Annotated in this window: 18 protein-coding genes and 1 tRNA gene; 14 read left to right on the forward strand and 5 right to left on the reverse strand. The window is 68.3% G+C overall.

Annotation, left to right across the window (positions count from 1 at the left end):
• Positions 1 to 20 precede the first annotated feature (20 nt).
• Together ACLFA2_RS15870 and ACLFA2_RS15875 are read left to right on the forward strand one after the other, a co-directional pair.
• Positions 21 to 1,388 carry an FAD-dependent oxidoreductase gene (locus ACLFA2_RS15870; protein WP_426621607.1) on the forward strand — a complete coding sequence of 456 codons (1,368 nt, stop codon included), beginning with the start codon at positions 21 to 23 and terminating at the stop codon, positions 1,386 to 1,388.
• The gene (locus ACLFA2_RS15875; protein WP_021200357.1) at positions 1,385 to 1,792 is read left to right on the forward strand and encodes an arsenate reductase ArsC; all 408 of its coding nucleotides are present in this window, start codon (positions 1,385 to 1,387) and stop codon (positions 1,790 to 1,792) included. Before ACLFA2_RS15870 ends, ACLFA2_RS15875 begins: the two co-directional genes overlap by 4 nt.
• Before the next feature lie 106 nt (positions 1,793 to 1,898).
• On the opposite strand, the gene ACLFA2_RS15880 is transcribed toward ACLFA2_RS15875, so the two are convergent.
• Positions 1,899 to 1,972 (reverse strand) — tRNA-Met (locus ACLFA2_RS15880).
• A 95-nt stretch (positions 1,973 to 2,067) separates the two neighbouring features.
• Between ACLFA2_RS15880 and ACLFA2_RS15885 the strand changes: the two genes are divergently transcribed.
• Complete coding sequence (locus ACLFA2_RS15885; protein WP_167254499.1) at positions 2,068 to 2,919, forward strand: carbon-nitrogen hydrolase family protein; 852 nt, start codon at positions 2,068 to 2,070, stop codon at positions 2,917 to 2,919.
• Positions 2,920 to 2,926: 7 nt separating this feature from the next.
• Here ACLFA2_RS15885 and ACLFA2_RS15890 read toward each other — a convergent pair whose 3' ends face one another.
• Entirely contained in the window at positions 2,927 to 4,129 is a 1,203-nt protein-coding gene (locus ACLFA2_RS15890; protein ID WP_315069219.1) for an aminotransferase class I/II-fold pyridoxal phosphate-dependent enzyme, read from the reverse strand.
• A 98-nt stretch (positions 4,130 to 4,227) separates the two neighbouring features.
• Between ACLFA2_RS15890 and ACLFA2_RS15895 the strand changes: the two genes are divergently transcribed.
• The 3 genes from ACLFA2_RS15895 to ACLFA2_RS15905 are packed head-to-tail and all read left to right on the forward strand — an operon-like array spanning position 4,228 to position 8,591.
• Complete coding sequence (locus ACLFA2_RS15895; protein WP_426621608.1) at positions 4,228 to 5,856, forward strand: S1C family serine protease; 1,629 nt, start codon at positions 4,228 to 4,230, stop codon at positions 5,854 to 5,856.
• Between the two features lie 48 nt (positions 5,857 to 5,904).
• Positions 5,905 to 7,158 carry a CDP-glycerol glycerophosphotransferase family protein gene (locus tag ACLFA2_RS15900; protein WP_426621609.1) on the forward strand — a complete coding sequence of 418 codons (1,254 nt, stop codon included), beginning with the start codon at positions 5,905 to 5,907 and terminating at the stop codon, positions 7,156 to 7,158.
• Positions 7,155 to 8,591, forward strand: a complete 1,437-nt coding sequence (locus tag ACLFA2_RS15905) for a CDP-glycerol glycerophosphotransferase family protein (protein ID WP_426621610.1) — start codon at positions 7,155 to 7,157, stop codon at positions 8,589 to 8,591. The genes ACLFA2_RS15900 and ACLFA2_RS15905 overlap by 4 nt, the downstream gene beginning before the upstream one ends.
• Positions 8,592 to 8,684: 93 nt before the next feature.
• Here ACLFA2_RS15905 and ACLFA2_RS15910 read toward each other — a convergent pair whose 3' ends face one another.
• The gene (locus ACLFA2_RS15910) at positions 8,685 to 9,710 is read right to left on the reverse strand and encodes a glycosyltransferase family 2 protein (protein WP_046398976.1); all 1,026 of its coding nucleotides are present in this window, start codon (positions 9,708 to 9,710) and stop codon (positions 8,685 to 8,687) included.
• A 165-nt stretch (positions 9,711 to 9,875) separates the two neighbouring features.
• Here ACLFA2_RS15910 and ACLFA2_RS15915 point away from each other — a divergent pair, with 165 nt between their 5' ends.
• The 6 genes from ACLFA2_RS15915 to ACLFA2_RS15940 all read left to right on the forward strand — a co-directional run bounded on the left by ACLFA2_RS15915 (position 9,876) and on the right by ACLFA2_RS15940 (position 15,821).
• Positions 9,876 to 11,159, forward strand: coding sequence for a CDP-glycerol glycerophosphotransferase family protein (locus ACLFA2_RS15915; protein WP_021200313.1), 1,284 nt, complete (start codon positions 9,876 to 9,878; stop codon positions 11,157 to 11,159).
• Between the two features lie 2 nt (positions 11,160 to 11,161).
• A complete protein-coding gene (locus ACLFA2_RS15920) occupies positions 11,162 to 11,932 on the forward strand; it encodes a biotin--[acetyl-CoA-carboxylase] ligase (RefSeq protein ID WP_167254491.1) in 771 nt (256 codons plus the stop codon).
• A gap of 86 nt (positions 11,933 to 12,018) precedes the next feature.
• Entirely contained in the window at positions 12,019 to 12,522 is a 504-nt protein-coding gene (locus ACLFA2_RS15925; protein WP_208323730.1) for a PH domain-containing protein, read from the forward strand.
• A gap of 115 nt (positions 12,523 to 12,637) precedes the next feature.
• Complete coding sequence (locus tag ACLFA2_RS15930) at positions 12,638 to 13,762, forward strand: 5-(carboxyamino)imidazole ribonucleotide synthase (protein ID WP_021200310.1); 1,125 nt, start codon at positions 12,638 to 12,640, stop codon at positions 13,760 to 13,762.
• Positions 13,763 to 13,902: 140 nt separating this feature from the next.
• Positions 13,903 to 14,370 carry a 5-(carboxyamino)imidazole ribonucleotide mutase gene (gene purE, locus ACLFA2_RS15935; RefSeq protein ID WP_036271441.1) on the forward strand — a complete coding sequence of 156 codons (468 nt, stop codon included), beginning with the start codon at positions 13,903 to 13,905 and terminating at the stop codon, positions 14,368 to 14,370.
• Positions 14,367 to 15,821 (forward strand): LCP family protein, encoded by a 1,455-nt coding sequence (locus ACLFA2_RS15940; RefSeq protein ID WP_029266776.1) that lies wholly within the window; start codon positions 14,367 to 14,369, stop codon positions 15,819 to 15,821. The genes purE and ACLFA2_RS15940 overlap by 4 nt, the downstream gene beginning before the upstream one ends.
• 209 nt (positions 15,822 to 16,030) lie before the next feature.
• On the opposite strand, the gene ACLFA2_RS15945 is transcribed toward ACLFA2_RS15940, so the two are convergent.
• Entirely contained in the window at positions 16,031 to 16,615 is a 585-nt protein-coding gene (locus ACLFA2_RS15945) for a hypothetical protein (RefSeq protein WP_029258296.1), read from the reverse strand.
• Between the two features lie 143 nt (positions 16,616 to 16,758).
• On the reverse strand, positions 16,759 to 18,522 hold the full coding sequence (locus ACLFA2_RS15950) for a DUF4012 domain-containing protein (protein ID WP_426621611.1): 1,764 nt from the start codon (positions 18,520 to 18,522) through the stop codon (positions 16,759 to 16,761).
• A 122-nt stretch (positions 18,523 to 18,644) separates the two neighbouring features.
• Here ACLFA2_RS15950 and ACLFA2_RS15955 point away from each other — a divergent pair, with 122 nt between their 5' ends.
• Positions 18,645 to 19,718, forward strand: coding sequence for a glycosyltransferase (locus tag ACLFA2_RS15955; protein WP_167254485.1), 1,074 nt, complete (start codon positions 18,645 to 18,647; stop codon positions 19,716 to 19,718).
• 257 nt (positions 19,719 to 19,975) lie between these two features.
• The gene (locus ACLFA2_RS15960; RefSeq protein WP_347123003.1) at positions 19,976 to 22,441 is read left to right on the forward strand and encodes a hypothetical protein; all 2,466 of its coding nucleotides are present in this window, start codon (positions 19,976 to 19,978) and stop codon (positions 22,439 to 22,441) included.
• Positions 22,442 to 22,452: the final 11 nt, after the last annotated feature.

A 22,452-nucleotide genomic window follows, 5' to 3' on the forward strand; every position in this document is an offset into this window, starting at 1 on the left:
TCATCAATGTAAGGAACGTGATGTCCGAGCTTCCCGTCGTCGTCATCGGCGCAGGCCCCCAGGGGCTGGCCGTCGCCGCACACCTCACCGAGCGCGGGTGCGATGTGATCGTGTTGGAGCGTGGATCGGGCCCCGCCACCGCGGTCTCCGAGTGGGGGCACGTGCGCTTGTTCTCCCGCTGGCCCGAGCTGACCGATGCGGCCTCCCGTCGCCTGCTGGAACCCTCGGGATGGACCGCTCCGACGGACGGGTATCCGACCGGCGCGGAGTGGATCGTGCGGTATCTCGCGCCCCTCGCTGAGGTGTTGGGGGAGCGGGTCCGCTACTCGACGACGGTCACCGGCGTCGCGCGCAAGGGGCGGGACCGTGTGGTCGAGAGCGGTCGCGCAGGACAGCCCTTCGTCGTTCATGCGCTCGGCGCGGATGGCGAAGAACTCCGGATCGGTGCACGTGCCGTCGTCGATGCGAGCGGTACCTGGGGTCGCCCCAATCCGGCCGGAGCCGAGGGGCTCCCCGCGATCGGCGAGACAGGCTTCGCCTCGCATATCTCCTACCGGATTCCGGATGATGTCACGGCCCAGGCCGGGCGGCACGTGGTCGTCATCGGGTCCGGGCACTCGGCCACGCACACCGTGCTGCGCCTGACCGCGTTGGCGCGACGACACCCCGGTACACGGGTCTCGTGGCTGATGCGCCGGGGAAAGGCGGCGTCCCGCCTGCTCGGTGGTGCAACGGGCGATGCGCTTCCCGAGCGCGCGGCGCTGGGCGCGCGGGCTCGAAAAGTCATCGAGTCCGGTCTCGTCGATGTCATCCAGGGGTTCCGCGTCGCGGAGTTCCGCGCGGACGAAGAGGGTCTCACGATCATTGCGGACAGCGGAGGTGCGGTGAGGGGCGTCTCGCACGTGTTCGCCTTGACGGGATTCCGTCCCGACCTCGGCATGCTCTCGGAGGTGCGTGTGGCATGGGACCCCACTCTGGAGGCGGTGGCCGGCATCGCCGCGGACATCGACCCGAACGTCCACTCCTGCGGGTCGGTCGGGGCGACAGGGGCGGCCGAGCTCACCCAGCCGGAAGACGCTTTCTACATCATCGGCGCGAAGAGCTACGGGCGTGCGCCCACATTCCTGGCGCTCACGGGATTCGAGCAGGCACGCAGCGTCGCCGCACGGCTCGCGGGCGACCTGATCGCCGCGCGGAGCACGCAGCTCACCCTGCCTGCGACGGGTGTCTGCGGGGGATCGGGTGACTTCGATGGCGAAGGCGGCAGCTGCTGTGGGAATCCCCTCGTCCAGGTCGGCACGGTTCGGGCGAGAATGGAGTTGATTCCGGCAACCGCCGATCACGCCGCAGAGAATTCCGACAGCACGCCCGCGAGGAGCATCCGATGACCGACGTACCCGTCAAGCCCTCCGTCCTCTTCGTCTGCGTGCACAACGCCGGCCGCTCGCAGATGGCCGCGGGTTTCCTGCGTGACATCGCGGGGGATCGGATCGACGTGCGCTCTGCCGGTTCCCTGCCCGCGGATCAGATCAACCCGGTCGCGGTGGAAGCCATGGCCGAGCTCGGTGTCGACATCACGGCGGAATCGCCCAAGGTGCTGACCACCGAAGCCGTGCAGGCCTCCGATGTCGTGATCACGATGGGCTGTGGCGATGCCTGCCCGTTCTTCCCGGGAAAGCGCTATGAGGACTGGGAGCTCGACGATCCTGCCGGACAGGGGATCGACGCCGTGCGACCGATCCGGGACGACATCCGCGCCCGGATCGAACGTCTGGTGGCCGACCTGATCTGAGCCGGGTGCGACGCACTCGATCGAATCCGATCGAGTGCGTCGCACGCGAAGCAAAGCGAAAGGCCCCCTGACCTGGATTTCTCCGAGTCAGAGGGCCTTTCATTTGTTGCGGGGACAGGATTTGAACCTGCGACCTCCGGGTTATGAGCCCGGCGAGCTACCGAACTGCTCCACCCCGCGGCACAAGAAGTAACTTATCACGGATTCCGGAGTCGGTCGAATCGAGAGGGCATCGGGACGACGTCCCGGGCGTGTCGATGCGAGAGGATGGAGTCATGTCCGAGATCGCAGCCGTCCCCGTCGCCGTGTGCCAGTTCGCGCCCACCGCATCCCGAGCCGACAACCGCGAGCGGATCGCCGAATTGACGGCCGATGCCGCCGCGCGTGGTGCGAAGCTGGTCGTGTTCCCGGAGTACTCGAGCTACTTCGTGGATCCTCTGGACGAGAGCCTCGCGGCGAACGCCGAGGACCTCGATGGGGAGTTCGTCGCGACCTTGGCCGCTCTGGCCGCCGAGTACGCCGTCGTGATCGTCGCCGGTCTCGCGGAGCGGGCCGCGGACGGTGAGCGGGTGCGGAACTCCGTCGTGGCGGTGCGCGGCGACGGCATACTCGCCGTGTACCGCAAGCAGCATCTGTACGACGCATTCGGGCAGCGGGAGTCCGACTGGGTCGAACCGGGTGAGCTGGGCCCAGCGGCCACCTTTGACCTCGGCGGTCTGCGCTTCGGACTCATGACCTGCTACGACCTCCGCTTCCCCGAGGTGGCCCGTTCGCTCGTCGATGCGCAGACCGACGCCCTCGTCGTGCCGGCGGAGTGGGTCAGAGGACCGCTCAAGGAGCATCACTGGACCACGCTGCTCGCCGCCCGTGCGATCGAGAACACCGTCTATGTGATCGCCGCGGACCACCCGACTCCGATCGGCGTTGGACATTCGCAGGTCATCGATCCGCAGGGCGTGATCCTCGCCGGTGTGGGCACTGCTCCCGGGATCGCGGTCGCCGTGGTGGAGGGGGAGACGATCGCGCGCGTGCGGGCGACGAACCCGTCGCTGCGGGTGCGGCGCTACGCGGTCGTGCCGCATGACACCGTCCCCGGCGGAGCGGTCGCCCCCGGGGCTCCCTCCTGATCCGCAGTCAGGCGGAGAAGCCTGCGAGACGCGCAGCTGCCTCTTCGAGCACGTCGACGCGCTTGCAGGCCGCGAAGCGCACCAGGCCCGAGTACTCGCCCCGGTGCGCCTCCGAGACGAAGGCCGTGAGCGGGATCGCGACGACGCCCGCGCGTTCGGGCAGAGCGCGGCAGAACGCTGCGGCGTCCGCGCCGCCCAGTGCGGTCGCATCGGCGACGGTGAAGTAGCCGCCCTGCGGGGCGTGCACGGTGAATCCGGCCTCCCTCAACCCGGCTCCGAGGATCTCGTGCTTTCGCGCGAGCGCGGCGGCCGCATCCGCGAAGTACGCGTCGTCCATCCGCAGCCCCACAGCGATGGCAGGCTGGAAGGGGGAGCCGTTCACATACGTGAGGTACTGCTTCACCGTCAGCACGGCCGTGATGAGCGCGGCCGGCCCGTGCACCCAGCCGATCTTCCATCCCGTCGTGGAGAAGGTCTTGCCGGCGGACGAGATGGTCAGTGTGCGCTCGGCCGCTCCGGGGAGGGTCGCGATCGGCGTGTGCGGCGCATGGAAGGCCAGGTGCTCGTACACCTCGTCGGTGACGATGATCGCGTCGTGCCTCTCCGCCAGACGCACCACCTCGCTGAGAACCTCGCGCCCGAACACCGCGCCCGTGGGGTTGTGCGGGTCGTTGACCAGGATGATCCTGGTGCGGTCGGTCACCGCTGCCGCGAGTCGGTCGAGGTCGGGCTGGAAGTCCGGGGCCCGCAGCGGGACAGTGCGAAGGCGCGCCCCCGCGAGAGCCACGGCCGCGGCGTAGGAGTCGTAGTACGGCTCGAACACGACCACCTCGTCGTCCGGGCCGTCGATCAGCGCCAGCAGTGTCGCGGTCAGCGCTTCCGTCGCCCCGGCCGTCACGATCACCTCGCGTGTGGGATCGACGGTCAACCCGTAGAAGCGACGCTGATGAGCGCTGATGGCGTCGAGGAGATCCGGGGTTCCGCGACCGGGAGGATATTGGTTCGCTCCATCCGCGATGGCCTGTCGCGCCGCCTCCAGCACCGCTGCGGGACCGTCTTCGTCGGGGAAACCCTGACCGAGATTGATCGCTCCGGTTCGGGCCGCTGCTGCCGACATCTCTGCGAAGATGGTGGGCGCGACGGTTCCGTCCGCAGCGAGCAGACCTGCACCCGCTGCTGTACGACGCCATGCGCCGGGAATGACACTCATGAAGAACAGGCTAAGGCCATAGCTGAAACTCATCTTCGGCATAAGGAACGCACAGATACAGGCGTCATTCTGAAATGGTCGTCGAAGGAGCACACACCATGAACGAAGACAACCCCCAGGACCAGTCGGCACCCGCGTCGAACGACGCCGTGCCGTCCACCGAGGCCGCAGAGGTCGCCGCTCAGTCGGCGACGGATGCCGCCGCTGACAACGCCACACCGGCGCCCGCCACGCCGGCGTCGGCCGCGCCGGCACCCGTCACACCGGCGTCGGCCGCGCCGGCACCCGCTGCGCCGGTGCACGGGCATGAGATGCCGTCGACGTTCGCCTCGCAGGCCCCGGCCGCACCGGTGATCGCACCGGTCCCGCAGGGCTACGCGGCACCCGCCGCCACCGCGCCGGCAACCGCCACCGCGCAGGGCGCGGCGTTCGGCATCCCCACCGCATCGTCGTACACCCAGCCGACGCAGCCGCTCGACGGCGGTGCCGGCCTTCCGGGCGAGGGGACGAAGACCAAGGAGCAGAAGCCGCGTAGCGGCGCGAAGTTCGCCGCTTTCATCGTCGCGGCCGCTCTGGTCGGCGGGGTCGCCGGTTTCGGCGGAGGCGCTCTGCTGAACGGGCTCCAGGACCAGCCCTCCTCGGGCACGGCGACCGGGCCGCAGACGGTGACCGTGAACAACCCCGGTTCCGTCAACGAGACCACGGCTGTCGCGACCGCCGCACTCCCGTCCGTCGTCACCATCGAGGTGGCGGGCTCCGACCAGGCAGGCAGCGGATCCGGTGTCATCATCAGCGATGACGGCTACGTGCTCACCAACACGCACGTCGTGACGCTGGGCGGCGCTGTCGCGGATCCGACGATCCGGGTGACCACGTCCGATGGACGCATCTTCGAGGCGACCGTGGTCGGCACCGACCCGATCTACGATCTGGCCGTGATCAAGCTGAAGGATGCCAAGGGGCTCACCCCGATCGACTTCGCCGATTCCTCGAAGCTCAACGTCGGCGATACCGCGGTGGCGCTCGGAGCCCCGCTCGGGCTCGCGAACTCGGTCACGACGGGCATCGTGAGCGCGCTGAACCGGAGCATCCAGATCGCTTCCTCCGCTCTGCCCGACTCGTCCTCCGAGGACGCTCCGAACCAGCAGCAGACGCCCGATCAGGGACAGGGCCAAGGGCCGTTCCAGTTCGACATCCCGGGCAGCGGCACGCCGCAGACCTCGGACTCCATCTCGATCGCGGTGATCCAGACGGATGCCGCGATCAACCACGGGAACTCCGGTGGTGCGCTCGTGAACAGCAAGGGCGAGCTGATCGGTATCAACGTGGCGATCGCGAGCTCGGGAAGCTCCGAGGAGTCGGGCTCGATCGGCATCGGCTTCGCCATCCCGTCGAACATCGCCAAGCGGGTCTCCGACGAGATCATCGCCGACGGTGCGGCGACGCACGGCCTTCTCGGCGCCTCGGTCCAGGACGCGTCGAGCGTGCAGGGTGCCACCGTCTCCGGCGCGTACATCGCCAAGGCGACGGACGGCGGCGCTGCGGCTGCGGCCGGCATCCAGGAGGGTGACGTCGTCACCACGTTCAACGGAGTCCCGATCACCAGCGCGAGCGATCTCACCGCTCAGGTGCGTGCGGCGGCGGCCGGCAGCGATGCCAAGGTCACCTACGTGCGCGGCGGCAAGCAGTACGACGTCGAGGTGAAGCTCGGCGAACTCGCCGGCTGAAGCCCACCGCGCGCCGAGAAGGACGCCACCCCGCGATAGGCTCGCGGGGTGGCGTCCTTCTCTTTCGGCACCGGCAATGCGGCCAAGCTCCTGCGGATCCCGCTGTATGCCGTCGGACGCATCGGCACGGTCCTCCTTCCGCGCGGTCGGCGCTGGGTCTTCGGCTGCGGAGCCGGGGTGGGCGACGGCGCCCTCGCACTGCAGCGCTTCGCATCGGCGGCCGGCCACGACACGATATGGCTCACATCGTCGGAGCGCGAGGATCGGGATGCGGCGGCGCTCGGCATCCGGTCCGCGCGCAAGGGCGGGCTTCGCGGCTGGTGGCACACAGCGCGGGCCGGGGTGCTCGTCGTGACGCACGGGCTCGGCGATGTGAACCGCTACGCGAACGGCGGTGCCTTCGTGGTGCAGCTCTGGCATGGGATTCCCCTGAAGCGCATCGGCCTGGACTCGCCCGCGACCACCCAGGTTCCGAACGTTCCCGGCGCAGCGCTGCTCCGCCGTGCCGTCGGCATCCTCTACCGCGCGGCGGCCCAGCGCATCCGAGTGCTCCCCGCGGCTTCGCACCGCGCGAGAGGGCGTCTGGAGTCCGCCTTCGGACTCGGGGGCGACCGCGTGGTGGTGACCGGAGAACCCCGAGTCGACGTGCTCTCGCGTGGTGCGGTCGACGAGGTGCGGTCGGCGGCATCCACTCTTCTCCGTGCAGTGGCGGGAGAGATCCCGGAGACGGCGCGCTCCATCCTGTATGCGCCCACCTGGCGTGACGGTGCCCCCGACCCGGCGGTTCCCACTGCCGACGAGTGGATCCGCATCCTCCGGCTCCTCGAAGAACGTGACGCCGTCCTTTTCGTACGCTCGCATCCTCTCGGCGAAGGCGGGTATGCGCCGCCACTTCCGAGCAGGCGGGTGCGCGCGCTCGGGGCCCCAGTGCTGTCGGACGTGACACCGGCGCTCGCGGCATTCGACGTGCTCGTGACCGACTACTCGTCACTCGCGTACGATGTCGGTCTCCTGCGCATGCCGGTGCTCTTCCTGGCCCCCGATGCGGAGGAGTACGCCACCACCCGTGGGTTCTACGGTCGGTTCGACGACGTCGCGGGCCCGGATGCCGCCGCTGACTGGACGGAACTGCTCGCGCAGCTCGACGCCCTCCTCGCAGACGATGCCGTCCGCGACGGGGCATCCGTCCGTTCCGCTACGCTCAGCGCGGAGATGCACGCGTATCGGGACGGACGCAACACCGAACGCGTCTATCAGGTCATCCGCGCACGGGGGATTCCCGCGCCGAAGGGAGCAGTATGACAACGGCCCGCATCGATGACGCGGCGGAGGCCCTGATCATCGAAGGGACCGGTCAGCGACCGGAGACGGCCGACCTGCGCGGACCGCGGGCGCACGTCGAGGCTCGTATCAGCGGAGGCGGCGCGACCTGGAAGGCGACGTTCCCGCTGCAGGCATCGCGTTGGGGCGGGCCCTCGCTCCCGCTGCCGACCGGCTCCTACGAACTGCGGATCGCCGGCGCCGACCTCGACGGCGTGCGCATCGCTCCGGTGGTGCTCACCGGGGTGCGCATCGCCGTCGAGGCCGGTGTCGTGCGCATCGCCGCGCCGATCGATCCGGTGTACGAGACGGCGGAAGGACGATCCACCCTCGAGGAGAGGTACGTCGCACAGGCGGGAGGCACGGAGAACGCCGTGTTCTTCGAGAGCTTCTACGGACGCAGCGTCGGCTGCAACCCTCGGGCCATCGACCGGGAACTGGCGGCGCGAGCCCCCCAGGTGCGACGGTATTGGAGCGTGGTCGACCTCTCCGTCGAGGTGCCGGAGGGCGCGATCGCGGTCGTCGAGGGCAGCCCGCAGTGGTGGCACGCACGCGGAGCCGCTCGACTGCTGGTGGTGAACGACTGGCTGCGACGGCGCTTCGCTCGCAAGCCCGGCCAGAAGGTCCTCCAGACCTGGCATGGCACACCCCTCAAGCGGCTCGCGCTGCACCGTCCCGGTTTCGATCCGCGCCGGATGGCGGCGGTCGTGAAGGAATCCCGGCGCTGGGACGTCCTGCTGGCGCAGAACCCGTATTCCGAGCGCATCCTCCGGAAGGCGTACGCCTTCTTCGGGCGACCGATCTGGGTGGAGGGATACCCCAGGAACGATGCGCTCACGACGGGTGATCCCGTCGCGGTCCGTGCAGCGCTCGGCATCGGCCCCGATGAGCGGGTGCTGCTGTACGCGCCGACCTGGCGTGACGATCGCGCCGAGATGGTCGACTTCGTCGACGCGGAGCTTCTGGCACGCCAGGCGAACGCCGTGGTCCTCGTTCGCGGTCACTCCCGCACTCTGGAACAGGGGCGGGATCTCGCCGGTGCACGGGTCATCGATGTGACCGGCTACCCGGAGACGGCGCGGCTGCTGCTCGCCGCGGATGCGCTGATCACCGACTACTCCTCGGTCATGTTCGACTTCAGCGTCACCGGCAAGCCGATGTACTTCCTGGTGCCCGACATCGATCACTATCGCGGACAGCTGCGCGGTTTCTACTTCGATCTCGCGGAGAGGGCGCCCGGTCCGCTCGTGCGGACGCAGGAGGAGCTCACCGCTGCCCTCGACGACGAGCGCCATGAGGCGACGTATGCGGATCGCTATGCCGCCTGGCGTCAGCAGTTCAACGTTCGCGACGACGGTCATGCCGCGCGGCGCGTGGTCGACCGCATCCTGGACCTCGGGTTCGTCACGGCCTGAGCGCGGCGGGGCGCGAGCACGCTCGCGTGGAACACCTCCGGCGAGAGATCTCGTCAGCGAGGGCGTCAGCTCGACGGTTTCCGTGCGAGGGGGTCAGGGCAGCGGGGTGTTGCGGGTGCCGAGACGCGAGGCGTCCACGGTGTCGTGGGCTCCCCGGAGCACGCCGCCGAGGAAGCCCAGACCCCAGGAGATGTGCATCGTCGGCAGGACGAGGAGCGTCCACATCCGCTGTCGCACGCCCCCTCCGCCGGGAGCCAGCGCGACGCCGAGGATGAGCAGCAGGTAGAGGGCGAGCGGTCCGTACACGAGAAGGGAGGCGACCATCGAGGCCACCCCGGTGAGCACGCCGGTCACCTGCAGGACCCCGACGAGGACGGCGAGGGCGACGACCACGACAAGCGCGGGCGGGGCGAAGTATCGAAGCCCGTTGCTCCGTCCGAACCGCCGAACGAGCTCGCCCCGCCAGGCCCCGGTGGCACGGAACTGTCGGGCCAGACGCAGCCAGCTCTCCCGTGGCCAGTAGGTGACGGACAGGTCGGGGTCGAACCAGACCCGATGACCTGCCTGGCGGATCCGGAGGTTGAGCTCCCAGTCCTCGCCGCGTCGAATCGACTCGTCGAACAACCCGACCTCGTCGAGCACGTCACGCCGCATCACGCCGAGGTAGGCCGACTCCGCCTCGCCTTCCTGGGAGCTCCCGTGATATGCGCCACCACCGAGCCCGACCGGCGAGTTGTACAGACGCGCCACGGCCTTCTGGAAGGGGGTGCGTCCTTCGGCATGCATCACGCCGCCGACGTTCGCGGAGTCGGTGCGTTCCAGGGTCTTCAGCGCCCGAGCGGCGTACCCGGGGGAGAGCTCGGAGTGCGCGTCCACGCGCACGATCGTGTCGTAGCGGCTTGCGCGGATCGCGGCGTTCAGGCCGACGGGGATGTGCGCCGCAGGATTGTCGACCAGCCGGATGCGGTCGTCCGCGTCGGCGAGCCGTCGCGCGAGCTCGGTGGTGCCGTCCGTCGACGGCCCCAGCGCGAGCACGAGTTCGGTGGGAGCGTCGACATCCTGTGCGAGCACCGACGCGATCGCGTGTTCGAGGTATGCACGCTCGTTGAGCACCGGCATCACGAAGGACACCCCGGGCCGGGGAGTGGGGAATTCGTCTGCGGGCACATGACGATCATGGCACGGCGTCGACGGACGTTGCCTGAGGGTGTGGGAGGGGCAGACCTCGGGTACGTGGCTGGGGCTCAGCCGGAGGAAGCGACGCGGACGAACTATTCTGGAGGGATGGGTGCACTGTCTGACGCGAAGAAGGCATATCGTCTGCTGAAGCGGGCGCTCGCGTCTCGCACCGCGGTGCAGCGTGTGCGGCGGCGTCTCGCCGAGCGCGAACCGCTTCCGGCCGATCATTTCAAGGTCGCGGTCTACTTCGCCGACGGCGCGGTGAACATGTACCAGATGCGCCAGTGGTACCGCCCGCTCGCCGAGCTCTCGAAGCGCTGGCCCGTCGTCGTGCTCTCCCGCCAGGCGACCGGGACCGAGAAGCTGCTCGAGGAGGATTCGCCGCCCGTGGCTTTCGTGCCGAAGGTGCGCGACATGGAACGCTTCATCGCGACCCAGGACATCCGCCTGGTGCTCTACGTGAACCAGAACACTCGGAACTTCCAGATGTTCCGCTACGGGCGGCGTTGGCACGTGTTCATCAACCACGGCGAGTCCGACAAGATGTACATGACGACGAACCAGTACAAGGCCTACGACTACGCGTTCGTCGCCGGACAGGCCGCCCGTGATCGTCTCTCGCGCACGCTGTGGGACTACGACGTCGACCGCCGCACGATCGAGATCGGTCGCCCGCAGGCCGATCATTACGCCGGCACCCTTCCGTACACTCCCGATGAGCGCACCGTGGTGCTCTACGCGCCGACGTGGGAGGGAGACCGACCCAGCGCGCACTACGGTTCGATCGCATCGCACGGCGAGGTTCTCGTGTCTCGCCTGCTCGCGACCGGCGCCCACCGTGTCATCTACCGTCCCCACCCTCGCAGCGGGGTCGTCGACGAGGAGTACGGAGCCGCGCACCGACGGATCGTGGCTGCGATCCATGCGGCGAACACGGCGGACCCGAACGCACACCACATCTACGATGCAGCTCCGGAACTCGGTTGGCAGCTGACGGCGGCTGACGTCGCGATCGTCGACATCTCCGCGATGGTGTACGACCGGCTTGCGGCGGGGAAGCCGCTGATGATCACGCGTCCGACCGACGAGCAGGCATCGATCGACACGCAGGGCTACCTGGCGGACTGCGAATGGTTGACCGCCGAGGCGGCGGCCGACATCGTGGCCGAGGTCGACCGCGTCCGCGCGGATGAGGCTGCGATCGCCCGGTTGCGGATGTGGGTCCAGCACTATTTCGGTGACACGACGCACGGGGTGGCCACCGCGAAGTTCCATGCGGCTGTCGACGGCCTCATGCAGGAGTGGGAGCGCTGGCAGGCTCACGAGGTCGGGACCGTTCGAACCGACGAGGATGACGACGACGACGAGGAAGCCGACGAGGACTCCTGATCATGGATCTCCCCCTCGCGCGTGCGATCGCCGCTCGTCTCGATCTGGTGGGTGCCACCGGCTCCACGAACGCCGATCTGCGCGCGCACGCGTCCGATGCCGACGCGTGGCCGCACCTGGCGGTCCTGGTCACGCACGACCAGACGGCCGGACGTGGCCGCCTCGACCGCACCTGGACGGCACCCGCGGGCGCGGCCATCGCCGTCTCGGTCCTGCTTCGGGCGCTTCCCGCCGATCCTGCCGCGCGCGGGTGGATCCCGCTCGCCGCAGGGGTGGCCATGGCGGAGGCGATCGCTGAGCAGCTTCCGACGCACGACGTCGCCGTGAAGTGGCCGAACGATGTCCTCGTGGATGGACGCAAGATCTGCGGCATCCTCGCGGAAGCGACGACGGACGCCGTCGTTCTCGGCGCCGGCGTGAACACCGCCATGACGGCCGAGCAGCTTCCCGTGCCGTCGGCCTCGTCGTTCGCCGCACTCGGCGCCGTCGCGGACGACGATCTCCTGCTCTCCAGCTACCTCGAGAGACTCGACGGCCTGCTCTCCGCGCTGACCGTCACGGAGAACGCGGTCGTGAGCGGTCTGCACGGCGCCGTGTCGGCGCGGTGCGCGACTCTCGGGCAGACGGTGCGGGTATCGCTGCCGGCTGGACGCTCTCTCGAAGGAGTGGCGACGGCGATCGACCCGGACGGTCGTCTTCTCGTCGAATCCGAAGGTCTCCAGCACGCGATCTCTGCGGGGGATGTCGTGCACGTGCGCCCGGCCGGAAGCTGACACGCCGCCGCACAGACGGCTTTGTCGCAGATCACGGGCACAATGGTGGGGTGACCCAGCCTGTGACGCTCGGCGGGCGGCCCCTGATGCCGCCGCCCGGTACGCCTTCGGAGGAGCTGTTGATCGCGCGCTTCCGAAGCCACGCACGTCGGCTGTTCTGGTCGGCTCTCGTCCTCATCGCCACCTTCGGAGCGACGGCGTACTTCTTCGGCAACCTCCCGGCGGGGTTCGAGGACTGGATGCTCCTCGCCGCGGCGTGTGCGCTGTTGCTGTTCGCCGTCGTGCTGCCGTTCATCGTCTGGTACTCGCGGAGCACGACCGTCACGACGCGGCGGGTCATCGTCCGCCAGGGGATCGGTTCTCGTCGGCGCCATGAGATGTCGCATGCCCGGGGCTACACGATCGCCGTTCGGCGGGGGCCCTTGCAGCGGTTGTGGGGGTCGGGCACGATCACCCTCTCGAACGGCGTCGACGCGCCGCTGCGACTGCCGAACGTGCCGAACGTGACTCTGGTGCACGAGACGCTTGCCGACCAGATCGAGGTCGGGCAGATCCTCGCCCACCGCGACGCGCAGGCCGTCGGCGACTGAGTTCCCTCGCCGGGCATGCCGCGGAGCGAGCCGGCGCCGGCGACGCCCATCGGCAACCGGTCGTGCGCGCCCGGTCGCGTGCGGAAGAATGGGTGCAGACGAATGGAGGCGGCACATGGCGTTGCGTGTTGGCGTGATCGGCGGAGGACAGCTGGCCCGGATGATGATCGCTCCGGCGGTCGAGCTCGGGATCGAACTGCGGGTGCTCGCAGAGGGGGAGGGGATGTCTGCCGAGCTGGCGTCCACCGCCGTGGGCGACTACCGCGATCTTGATACGGTGCGGGCTTTCGCGGCCGGCGTCGATGTCGTGACCTTCGACCATGAGCACGTGCCGCAGGACGTTCTCCGGCAGCTGGTCGCGGACGGCGTCTCCGTGCACCCGGGGCCGGATGCGCTCCAGTACGCCCAGGACAAGCTCGTGATGCGCGCGCGCCTCGCAGAGCTGGGGATCCCTCAGCCCGAATGGGCGGCTGTGCGCACCGCCGCCGAACTGCAGGCTTTCCTGGACGAGCACGCCGGAGCAGGCGTGGTGAAGACGCCACGCGGAGGCTATGACGGCAAAGGCGTGCGGGTCGTGCGTGCGGCGGAGGAGGCACAGGACTGGCTGGCGGCGCTCGCCGACGGAGACGCCCTGCTCGTCGAGGAGCTCGTCCCGTTCGTGCGTGAGCTCGCCCAGCAGGTGGCGCGTGGCGTCGGCGGCGAGATCGTCGCCTACCCCGTCGTCGAGACCGTTCAGCGCGACGGGGTATGTGCCGAGGTCATCGCCCCGGCTCCTGCCGCGACCGAGCGTTTGGTGGAGGTCGCGGAGTCGATCGGTCGCACCATCGCGGAAGGTCTGGGCGTGACGGGCATGCTGGCGGTTGAGCTGTTCGAGACCGACGACGAGCGGATACTCGTCAACGAGCTCGCGATGCGTCCGCACAACAGCGGCCACTGGAGTCAGGACGGCGCCGTCACCGGCCAGTTCGAACAGCATCTGCGGGCGGTCGCCGATCTTCCTCTCGGGAGCACCGCGCCGCGCGCCGCGTGGTCAGTGATGGTGAACATCCTCGGCGGCCCGGCCGAAGGGACGTTGGACGAGCGCTTCGGGGCCGCGATGTCTGAGCACCCGCAGGCGAAGATCCACACCTACGGGAAGGCGCCCCGGCCCGGTCGGAAGGTCGGCCACGTGAACGTTGCAGACGATGATCTCGACGATGCGGTCTACGTCGCCCGTGCCGTCGCCGCGCACTTCGTCTGATCAGATCGCATGTGGCGGCTCTTCGCCACACATGCGCGGCAAGTGGTGTGCCGTTCGGGGAATCTCACAGCGGCAGACCGTACCCTGATCTGGTGACCGAGCCACTGCATTCTTCCGCCGAGCCCCTGGTCGGCGTCGTGATGGGATCCGACTCCGACTGGCGCGTGATGAGCGATGCGTCTCAGGCGCTCACGGATTTCGGGATCCCCCACGAGGTGGAGGTCGTCTCCGCGCACCGCACACCCGACAAGCTCATGTCGTACGCGCGCGACGCGCGTTCACGTGGCATCCGCGTCATCATCGCCGGTGCCGGGGGAGCCGCCCATCTGCCCGGCATGCTCGCCTCCATGACACCGCTTCCCGTCGTCGGCGTGCCGGTGCCGCTCGCATATCTCGACGGCATGGATTCCCTGCTGTCGATCGTGCAGATGCCCGCGGGTATCCCGGTGGCGACCGTGTCCATCGGCGGGGCGCGCAACGCCGGTCTGCTGGCCGCGCGGATTCTCGGAACGTCGGATGAGGCTCTCGCCGATAGCGTCGAGGAGTACGCACGTGCGCTCGAGGCGCAGGTCGAGGAGAAGAACGAACGGCTGAAGGGTTCACTGTGACTCTTGCGCCTCCGCGCGCAACACGGCGCCCGCTCATCGAGACCCGGCCGCTGCGGCATCCTGATCCCGCCGATTCGGGGACGATGGTCAAACGCGGGTGGTGGCTGATCGCGGTGAACCTCCTGGTTCCGGGCTCCGCGCAGGTGCTCGCCGGCAACCGTCGCCTCGGGCGATTCGGTCTCGGTGCCACGTTGCTCTCCTGGTTCCTCGCGATCGTGGCACTGGGCCTCGCGCTCTTCGCCCGCCCTGTCCTGCTCTGGCTCACGATCGGTGGCGGGTTCTTCTCCGCCGTGGTCCTGACGATCGTGCAGGTGCTGCTGGTGGGGTACGTCGTGCTCTGGGCCGTGCTCACCTTCGACACTCTCCGCCTGGTGCGACTCGTGAAAGTGCCTGGGCCGTCCCGATTCGCCATCCCGGTCGTCGCGTTGGTGCTGTTGGGACTCGTGGGAGGCGGCGCAGGCTACGCTGCGACCGCCGTCGGATCGGTGCGCAACACGATCGGCTCGATCTTCGGACAGAGCGGACCGAGCGTGCAGCCCAGCGACGGCTACTACAACATCCTTCTCCTCGGCGCCGACAGTGGTGACGGGCGCGATTCGATGCGGTTCGACAGCATCTCGGTGGTCTCCGTGAACGCCGACACCGGGGCTGTCACGATCACCGGTATCCCGCGAGAGCTTCCGAATGCGCCGTTCAGCGACGGCAGTCCGATGCAGGAGCTGTATCCGAACGGGTTCGAAGGCCATGGCTCATCGACCTGCGGCTGGAACGGCTGGATGAACCATGTACGGAACGCCGCGGAGGTCTGTCGAGAGGATGGTGGCACCGGCCTCTATCCGGATGCCAAGGCCAACGGCTCGGAACCCGGGATCGAGGCGACGAAGGACGCGGCGGAGGGAGTTCTCGGAATCGAGATCCCGTACTACGTCTTCGTCGACATGCACGGCTTCGCAGAGCTCGTCGACGCTCTGGGCGGCGTGGAGATCGACGTCACCGAGCGTCTGCCGAAGGGCGGCCCGCCGGAGGGATGGACGGGCAGCGATGTGAACGAGTGGGCTATCGGATGGATCGAGCCCGGCAAGCAGCGCATGGATGGCGATACGGCGCAGTGGTACGCCCGCTCGCGGTACACCACCAGCGACTGGGATCGCATGAAGCGTCAGAGAGAGCTGCAGGCCGCGATTCTGGCGCAGTTCACCCCGCAGACGGTTCTCACGCGTTTCAACGAGGTGGCCGCGGCGGGGACGGCGCTGATCAGCACCGACCTTCCCTCCGACAAGCTCCCGGAGTTCTTCGATCTGATGCTCAAGGCCAAGGAGCAACCGGTCACCTCGATCGAACTCACACCCGAGACCGGCGTGGACGAGCACCAGCCCGACTACGCATTCATCCACGAGATGATCCAGCAGAAGCTGCATCCTCCGACGGAGACGCCGACTCCTGAGCCGTGACCCCGGGTGTCCCGGAGCGGCGGAATTCTGTGCGGGTCCGTGCCCGCTGGAGCGCGAGGTCAGTGCGCATGACAAAGCCCACGGTCGCCTCCCGAAGGAGAGCGGCCGTGGGCTTCCGGTGGGTTCCACCGGATGCACCAGACGACGGTGATCGGAGGGGGAGGGATCACCGTCGTCCAGTCGACCACCGCACGAGGCGGCAGCCGGACCTAGGCGCGCTTGCGGCGTGCAGCTCCGACCGCGACGAGTGCTCCGCCGGCGACCAGCGCAGCTGCTCCGCCGCCGAGGATCCACGGCGAGACGTTCCCGCCCGTGAGGGCCAGCTCGATACCCCCGCCGGTGAGCGGCAGCTCAGAACCTGCGGCCGCGACTCCAGGATCGTGGTCGCAGCTCACGGCAGCATCGTGGCCGTGCGAGACCGTGATCGTCGCCGTGTACGAACGCGAGCCGTTGAAGGCGACGGCGTAGGAGCCCTCTCCGTCGGACGGCGGACGGAACGTGAGCGTCAGGCTGCCGTCTCCGGCAGCGGTGTTGCCGGAGACCGCGGCTTTCCCTGCGTTGTAGCCGGAAACCGAAACGTTCACGTTCTCGGACGGCAGGAAGTAGCCCGGTCCGAACACGATCGTCGAGGCTTCGCAGATGTCGATGATCGGATCGCCGACCTTGGCGCCGGGAGGCGTCGGATACGAGTCGGACGACGCGGACGGAACCGTCGGCGCAGCGGTTGCGACGGTGGGCGCGACGAGTACGAGCGCGCCGGCGGCAAGGCTGATGGCAGCCAGTTTCTTCAGCATGATTTCTCCCCAGAATTTCACGCGGAATCGCCTTTGGATACACCCCTGCATCCAACTGCGTGACGTCGTCCTGCCCCCACGGCAGGATTGCGGACGTCAGATATTCCCCAGTGAGTCGACAGTACCCTATCGAGCTGTTAATGTCACGAAGCGCATCGGAGCGGTGATCGAGTCGTGACGGGGGTGTCGATCAGCGGGGTATGCAGCACTTCGGTGAGACGCTCACCTGCGCCGGTGCCCTCGAACTCGATCGTGATCGTGGTCGATTCTCCGGGCGCGAGGGAGACCTCGTGCTGCACCGCCGATCGATCCCCGATCATCGCCGTCTGCACGCCCTCCTCTGCGCCGTCCCGATCGATATGCGACGGTGTCGACCCCTCGGGGCCGTATACGGCGATCAGAGTGCGCACCGCTCCTGCCGGTACGCCGTAGAAGCCATCGGCCGTGACGTAGGCGGGCAGGGTGGTCGCGGCGTCGGCGGGGGCTGTGTTCGTCCACGTCACCCGCACCTGCGTGGTGGGTGTTCCCTGGCAGGAGCCGACCGATGTCGAGATGGCCGCGCGGGTGTAATAGTCCATCTTGCCGCCGGTGGTGTCGTTCATCAGCACCCCGACGGAGATCGTTTCGGAGGTGTCGTCGGGGATCGTCCCGCCCAGGGCGGAGGCCGCGAGCACGGTCTCCTCGGGCTCGTGGGCACTCCAGATGCGGATGCGCCCCTCGGCCGCCGAGTCAGAGAGAGCTCCGAGCAGTGCGCGCGGTTCCGCGCGGGACAGGGCGGCACCGAACAGGGCTCCAGCGGCCTGAGCGAAGATCTCGTCCTGTACCGCGGGATCGGGGACGGCAGCGTAGATCTCCGACAGGAGGATGTCGGTGATGTTCTCGGACGTGGCCGTGAAGGGGCCGAACGTGAGATCTCCGGTCGCGGCGATCAGATGCTTTGCGACGACGGCGTCCACGGCGATGACGCCGTCCACGGTCCCGCCGAACCGTCCCTCCCACCGCGCGGCGATGGCGGCGCCGGCCTCACGGAAATCAGGGATGCTGGTGAGATTCTGCAGATATCGGCCGGGGCGATCCTCGAACAGGGCGATCGTGGAGTCGCTGAGAGGCAGGCCGGTCTCCAGCGGAGGAAAGTCCCGAGTCGATGCCTGGGTCTGAAGCGAGATCTTGCCGCCCTCGGCATGCAGCAGGGCGATCGATCCGATGATCCCGCCCGAGGATCGCAGCTCCGCGTTGTTCTGCATCGCGAGCACATAGTTGCGCGGGCCTTCGCCGCCGAGCATCGTCGGCAGCAGCACGGCGGCGCCGTGGAGCGAGCCGACGACGGTCGCCGCCTCGTCGACCGATGAACGCATGGTGCGGATGGCATCGGCGAGCGGGGGGAGCGTGGCGTCCGCGTCGATGCGTCTGCCCTTCGACTCCGCGGTGCCGAGCGCCGTGTCCGCGGCGCCGAGCGGGCCGGCGATCTCGGCGAACGGTGCGAGGTCGATGGTTCCGCCGGCGAAGCCGAGGCTCGCCAGGTCGAAGTCCGCGGCAACATCCAGGAGCGGCGTGAGGGCGTCGTTCGACACATCGTCGGCGATCTCGGCGATGTCGCTCACAGCGCTGAAGTTCGGTCCGATCCAGGGGAGGGCGCCGAAAGCGTGCCACACCGGGTCGGAGGTCAGGGCGTGCGCAGACTCCGCGTTGTGAGCGATGCTCCGCGCGATCGGCCTCGCGCCGTCGAGATCACCGGTAGCGATCGAGGCCTTCAGCTGCGAGGCACCCTTCGCGACCTGCTGAAGGTCGTTCACGGCGCCGATCCCGCGGACGGTGACCCAGCCGACGGCGATGAGGAGAAGGGTCAGCAGAATGCCGACGGTCCACCCGATCCATCGGCGCCGGACGGGAAGTCGACCATCGCTCACCCGAGCATTCAAGCATGAACCGCTGCGGCCGTGGTGGGCGAAAACTGTGCGAACGCTGACACTACGGCGGCGCGGGCGCTGACCTCACGGGGGGAGCGGCACAGCGGGGATAGCCTGTGTGCATGGGTGCTCGACTGCGTGTTGTTCTGGATCAGCTCGTGGATGTCGTCGATGCCGATCACGCGGACGCCGCGGTGGGAATCACCGCCGGCCTGGTCGCGACCGCCCCCTCCGGTTGCGCCGTGGACGCCATCGTTCCGGCCGGCGCGTCCGTGCCTGTGGCGGGAATAGGGGACATCCGCACGCTCGGGATGGGGCGTCGTGAACTCGCCGCAGCCTGGCAGCTCGGGATCGCTCCGGGTGTCGGCGGCGGACTCATCCATTCGCCGACGCTGATGGCGCCCCTTGTGCGCCATGATCGGGTGCACGACAACCACCAGACCACGGTCACGGTGTGGGATCTGCGAGCCTGGGATGCGCCGGAGCTGCTGTCCAAGGGGAATGCGGCCTGGCAGCGAGGCATGCTCCGTCGAGCTGTGAGACATGCCGACGCGGTGGTGGTGCCGTCTCACGCCGTGGCTGAGCGTCTTTCGGAGCTGGCGAAGATCGGCGACCGCGTTCGGGTGATCGCGGGCGCACCGCCGCAGGGATTCGACGTTCCCTTCGACGCTGCTGCGCGTCGGAACGCGCTGTCGCTGCCCGACCGCTACATCGTGGTCAGCGGATCTCCGTCGGGACTTGCCGACGGCATCCGAGGTGCGGTGGCCGCGGGGCTCGACGCGGTGGTGTTCGACGCTCCCGAGGGGTCGGAACCACACTATGTGGAAGTCGCCTCTGCCGCCGGGCTGCCTGAGCGGCGCGCGCACGTCCGCGGGGTGCTGTCGATCGAGGATCGCGCCGCCATTCTCTCGGGTGCATCCGCCTATGTCGCCACCAGTGCCGTCGCCGGGTGGCCGTGGCGCGCCGTCGAGGCGATGGCACTCGGCATCCCGGTGGTGGCAGTCGACAGCGGGTCGCACCGTGATGTTCTCGCAGACGGCGGGGTGCTCGCTAGCGCCGATGAACTCTCCGAAGCCGTTGCCGCAGCTACCGGAGACTCCGCGACACGCCTCAGTGTCCTCGCCGCCGACCGTTCGCGAGCGTTCTCGTGGGCGAGCGCAGCTGAGCGGCTCTGGGCCCTTCACGCCGACCTCTGATTGGCTGAGAGCCACCTGCGCATACGTGCGACACGCCGGAAACTTGTGGTGCGATCCCGGCAACAGTGGCATCATCCCGCAACTTCCGTCACACTGGTCACATGTCTCGACGTGCCCCACGCTCGCGAAACACCCTGAGGACCGCCCGTCTCCTCACCTGTTTCCTTGCTGCCTCCGCCCTGGTCCTCGGCACCGTGGCCCCCGCCACTCCTGCCACGGCGTCGGTCTCCTTGAGTGCTCCGAGTACGTCTCGAACGATGGTCGACCCCGCCGCGAGCGGGATCGTCAAGACGACGCTGGCCGGCTTCACGCCTGGCAACCTCATCAGCGATGCCGTGTTCACGGACAAGACCACGATGACCGAGGCTCAGATCCAGGCATTCTTCAACAGCAAGGTGTCACGGTGTCAGGGGGGAAGGGACGAGAACAACGAGCCGATCGTGTGCATCAAGGACTTCACGATGAACACCGTCACTCGTCCGGCCGACGCTTACTGCAGCGGGTACTCGGGGGCGGCGAACGAATCGGCGGCTCGCATCATCTATCGCGTCGCGCAGGCCTGCAACATCAACCCGCAGGTGCTTATCGTGATGCTCCAGAAGGAACAGGGGCTCGTCACTCACATCTGGCCCAGCGCATGGCGCTACCGGATCGCACTCGGGCAGGGATGTCCTGACACCGCGCCCTGCGACCCGAACTACATCGGGTTCTTCCATCAGATCTACGGCGCAGCACGTCAGATGCAGATCTACATGGAGGGCAAGTGGTTCCAGTGGTATGCCCCGGGCAGGACCTGGAACATCCTCTACAACCCCAACGCCAACTGCGGGAGTTCACCGGTGTACGTCGCCAACAAGGCGACGTCGGCTCTCTACTACTACACGCCGTATCAGCCCAACGCCGCTGCGCTCAACGCCGGATACGGTCTGGGAGACGGGTGCTCCGCGTACGGAAACCGCAACTTCTACAACTACTTCACCGACTGGTTCGGATCCACCCAGGTCTCGTCGGGCCTCGCCACGGCGACGGCAGCGATTCAGGGTGAGTACCTGGCGCAAGGCGGTGCTGCCGGGCCCGGAGCCCCGGTCTCCGACGTCACTCGTCTGCAGCAGAACGGCGGGGGCTACGGGCGTGCGTTCTCCATTGCCTCGATCTACTGGACGGGATCCTTCGGAGCGAAGACGGTGTGGTCCGGTCCGCTCCGGGAGTACTACTTCGCGCGGCAAGGCGCCGACGGGCCCCTGGGGTGGCCCGTGCTGAACCAGCAACCGCTCACACAGGGCATCGGGCAGCTCTTCTCCGGAGGATCCGTGTATTCGGGCTCCAAAGGTACGTTCGTCGTCGCGGAACCGTTGCGCTCAGGCTATTTCGCACAGAACGGTGCGAACGGTGAACTGGGGATGCCTACTGCCGATCAGGTGTGTGCGGGTGGGGTGTGTTCTCAGACCTTCGAGGGTGGGATGGTGTCGTCTTCTGGGGCGGGTGCGTTCGGTGTGTCGGGCCCGGTCTATGCGGCGTATGCCGCTGCAGGCGGGATCTCCGGTTCGTGGGGGGTGCCGGTTTCTGCGGTGGCCGCTCTGCCGGGAGGGACCGGTCAGGCGTTCGGGAGTGGTTCCGCGTATGCGGTGACGAATGGGACGGCGTTCTTCGTGTCGGGTCCCATCCGTGATCAGTACTTCACGCTTGGTGGGGCCACGGGTCGGCTCGGTTTCCCCGTGGGGGCGCAGACGTGCACGTCCACGTTGTGCTCGCAGGAGTTCCAGTACGGGTGGATCAGTTGGTCGGCGGCTGCCGGAGCGCGGGTGGGTGCGCCTGCGATCGATGCCGTGGCGACGGCTCAGGCCGCGACGCTGGGGGCGAGGATTCCTTCGTCGTTCGTCTATTACTCGTTCAACGGCGGGGGGATGGCCGAGGGATTCGCGAATGGCGCCGTCTTCTTCAAGCGCACCCTGGGTGCGTTCGCGGTCACCGGAAAGGTTCGCGATGCGTACTTCGCCGCGGGAGGTGCCTCGGGTTCGTACGGATGGCCTACCAGCGCACAGGTGTGTGCGGGTGGGGTGTGTTCTCAGACCTTCGAGGGTGGGATGGTGTCGTCTTCTGGGGCGGGTGCGTTCGGTGTGTCGGGCCCGGTCTATGCGGCGTATGCCGCTGCAGGCGGGATCTCCGGTTCGTGGGGGGTGCCGGTTTCTGCGGTGGCCGCTCTGCCGGGAGGGACCGGTCAGGCGTTCGGGAGTGGTTCCGCGTATGCGGTGACGAATGGGACGGCGTTCTTCGTGTCGGGTCCCATCCGTGATCAGTACTTCACGCTTGGTGGGGCCACGGGTCGGCTCGGTTTCCCCGTGGGGGCGCAGACGTGCACGTCCACGTTGTGCTCGCAGGAGTTCCAGTACGGGTGGATCAGTTGGTCGGCGGCTGCCGGAGCGCGGGTGGGTGCGCCTGCGATCGATGCCGTGGCGACGGCTCAGGCCGCGACGCTGGGGGCGAGGATTCCTTCGTCGTTCGTCTATTACTCGTTCAACGGCGGGGGGATGGCCGAGGGATTCGCGAATGGCGCCGTCTTCTTCAAGCGCACCCTGGGTGCGTTCGCGGTCACCGGAAAGGTTCGCGATGCGTACTTCGCCGCGGGAGGTGCCTCGGGTTCGTACGGATGGCCTACCAGCGCACAGGTGTGTGCGGGTGGGGTGTGTTCTCAGACCTTCGAGGGTGGGACGATCCGCTTCTGAGGGGGCGTGAG

The organism is Microbacterium sp. As-52, assembly GCF_049949185.1.
Lineage (GTDB): Bacteria > Actinomycetota > Actinomycetes > Actinomycetales > Microbacteriaceae > Microbacterium > Microbacterium maritypicum_A.

Coding starts and splice junctions, on each gene's coding strand:
- ACLFA2_RS15870 (WP_426621607.1), top strand. CDS start 21: ATGTCCGAGCTTCCCGTCGTCGTCATCGGCGCAGGCCCCCAGGGGCTG.
- ACLFA2_RS15875 (WP_021200357.1), top strand. CDS start 1,385: ATGACCGACGTACCCGTCAAGCCCTCCGTCCTCTTCGTCTGCGTGCAC.
- ACLFA2_RS15885 (WP_167254499.1), top strand. CDS start 2,068: ATGTCCGAGATCGCAGCCGTCCCCGTCGCCGTGTGCCAGTTCGCGCCC.
- ACLFA2_RS15890 (WP_315069219.1), bottom strand. CDS start 4,129: ATGAGTGTCATTCCCGGCGCATGGCGTCGTACAGCAGCGGGTGCAGGT.
- ACLFA2_RS15895 (WP_426621608.1), top strand. CDS start 4,228: ATGAACGAAGACAACCCCCAGGACCAGTCGGCACCCGCGTCGAACGAC.
- ACLFA2_RS15905 (WP_426621610.1), top strand. CDS start 7,155: ATGACAACGGCCCGCATCGATGACGCGGCGGAGGCCCTGATCATCGAA.
- ACLFA2_RS15910 (WP_046398976.1), bottom strand. CDS start 9,710: ATGCCGGTGCTCAACGAGCGTGCATACCTCGAACACGCGATCGCGTCG.
- ACLFA2_RS15915 (WP_021200313.1), top strand. CDS start 9,876: ATGGGTGCACTGTCTGACGCGAAGAAGGCATATCGTCTGCTGAAGCGG.
- ACLFA2_RS15920 (WP_167254491.1), top strand. CDS start 11,162: ATGGATCTCCCCCTCGCGCGTGCGATCGCCGCTCGTCTCGATCTGGTG.
- ACLFA2_RS15925 (WP_208323730.1), top strand. CDS start 12,019: ATGCCGCCGCCCGGTACGCCTTCGGAGGAGCTGTTGATCGCGCGCTTC.
- ACLFA2_RS15930 (WP_021200310.1), top strand. CDS start 12,638: ATGGCGTTGCGTGTTGGCGTGATCGGCGGAGGACAGCTGGCCCGGATG.
- purE (WP_036271441.1), top strand. CDS start 13,903: ATGGGATCCGACTCCGACTGGCGCGTGATGAGCGATGCGTCTCAGGCG.
- ACLFA2_RS15945 (WP_029258296.1), bottom strand. CDS start 16,615: ATGCTGAAGAAACTGGCTGCCATCAGCCTTGCCGCCGGCGCGCTCGTA.
- ACLFA2_RS15955 (WP_167254485.1), top strand. CDS start 18,645: ATGGGTGCTCGACTGCGTGTTGTTCTGGATCAGCTCGTGGATGTCGTC.
- ACLFA2_RS15960 (WP_347123003.1), top strand. CDS start 19,976: ATGGTCGACCCCGCCGCGAGCGGGATCGTCAAGACGACGCTGGCCGGC.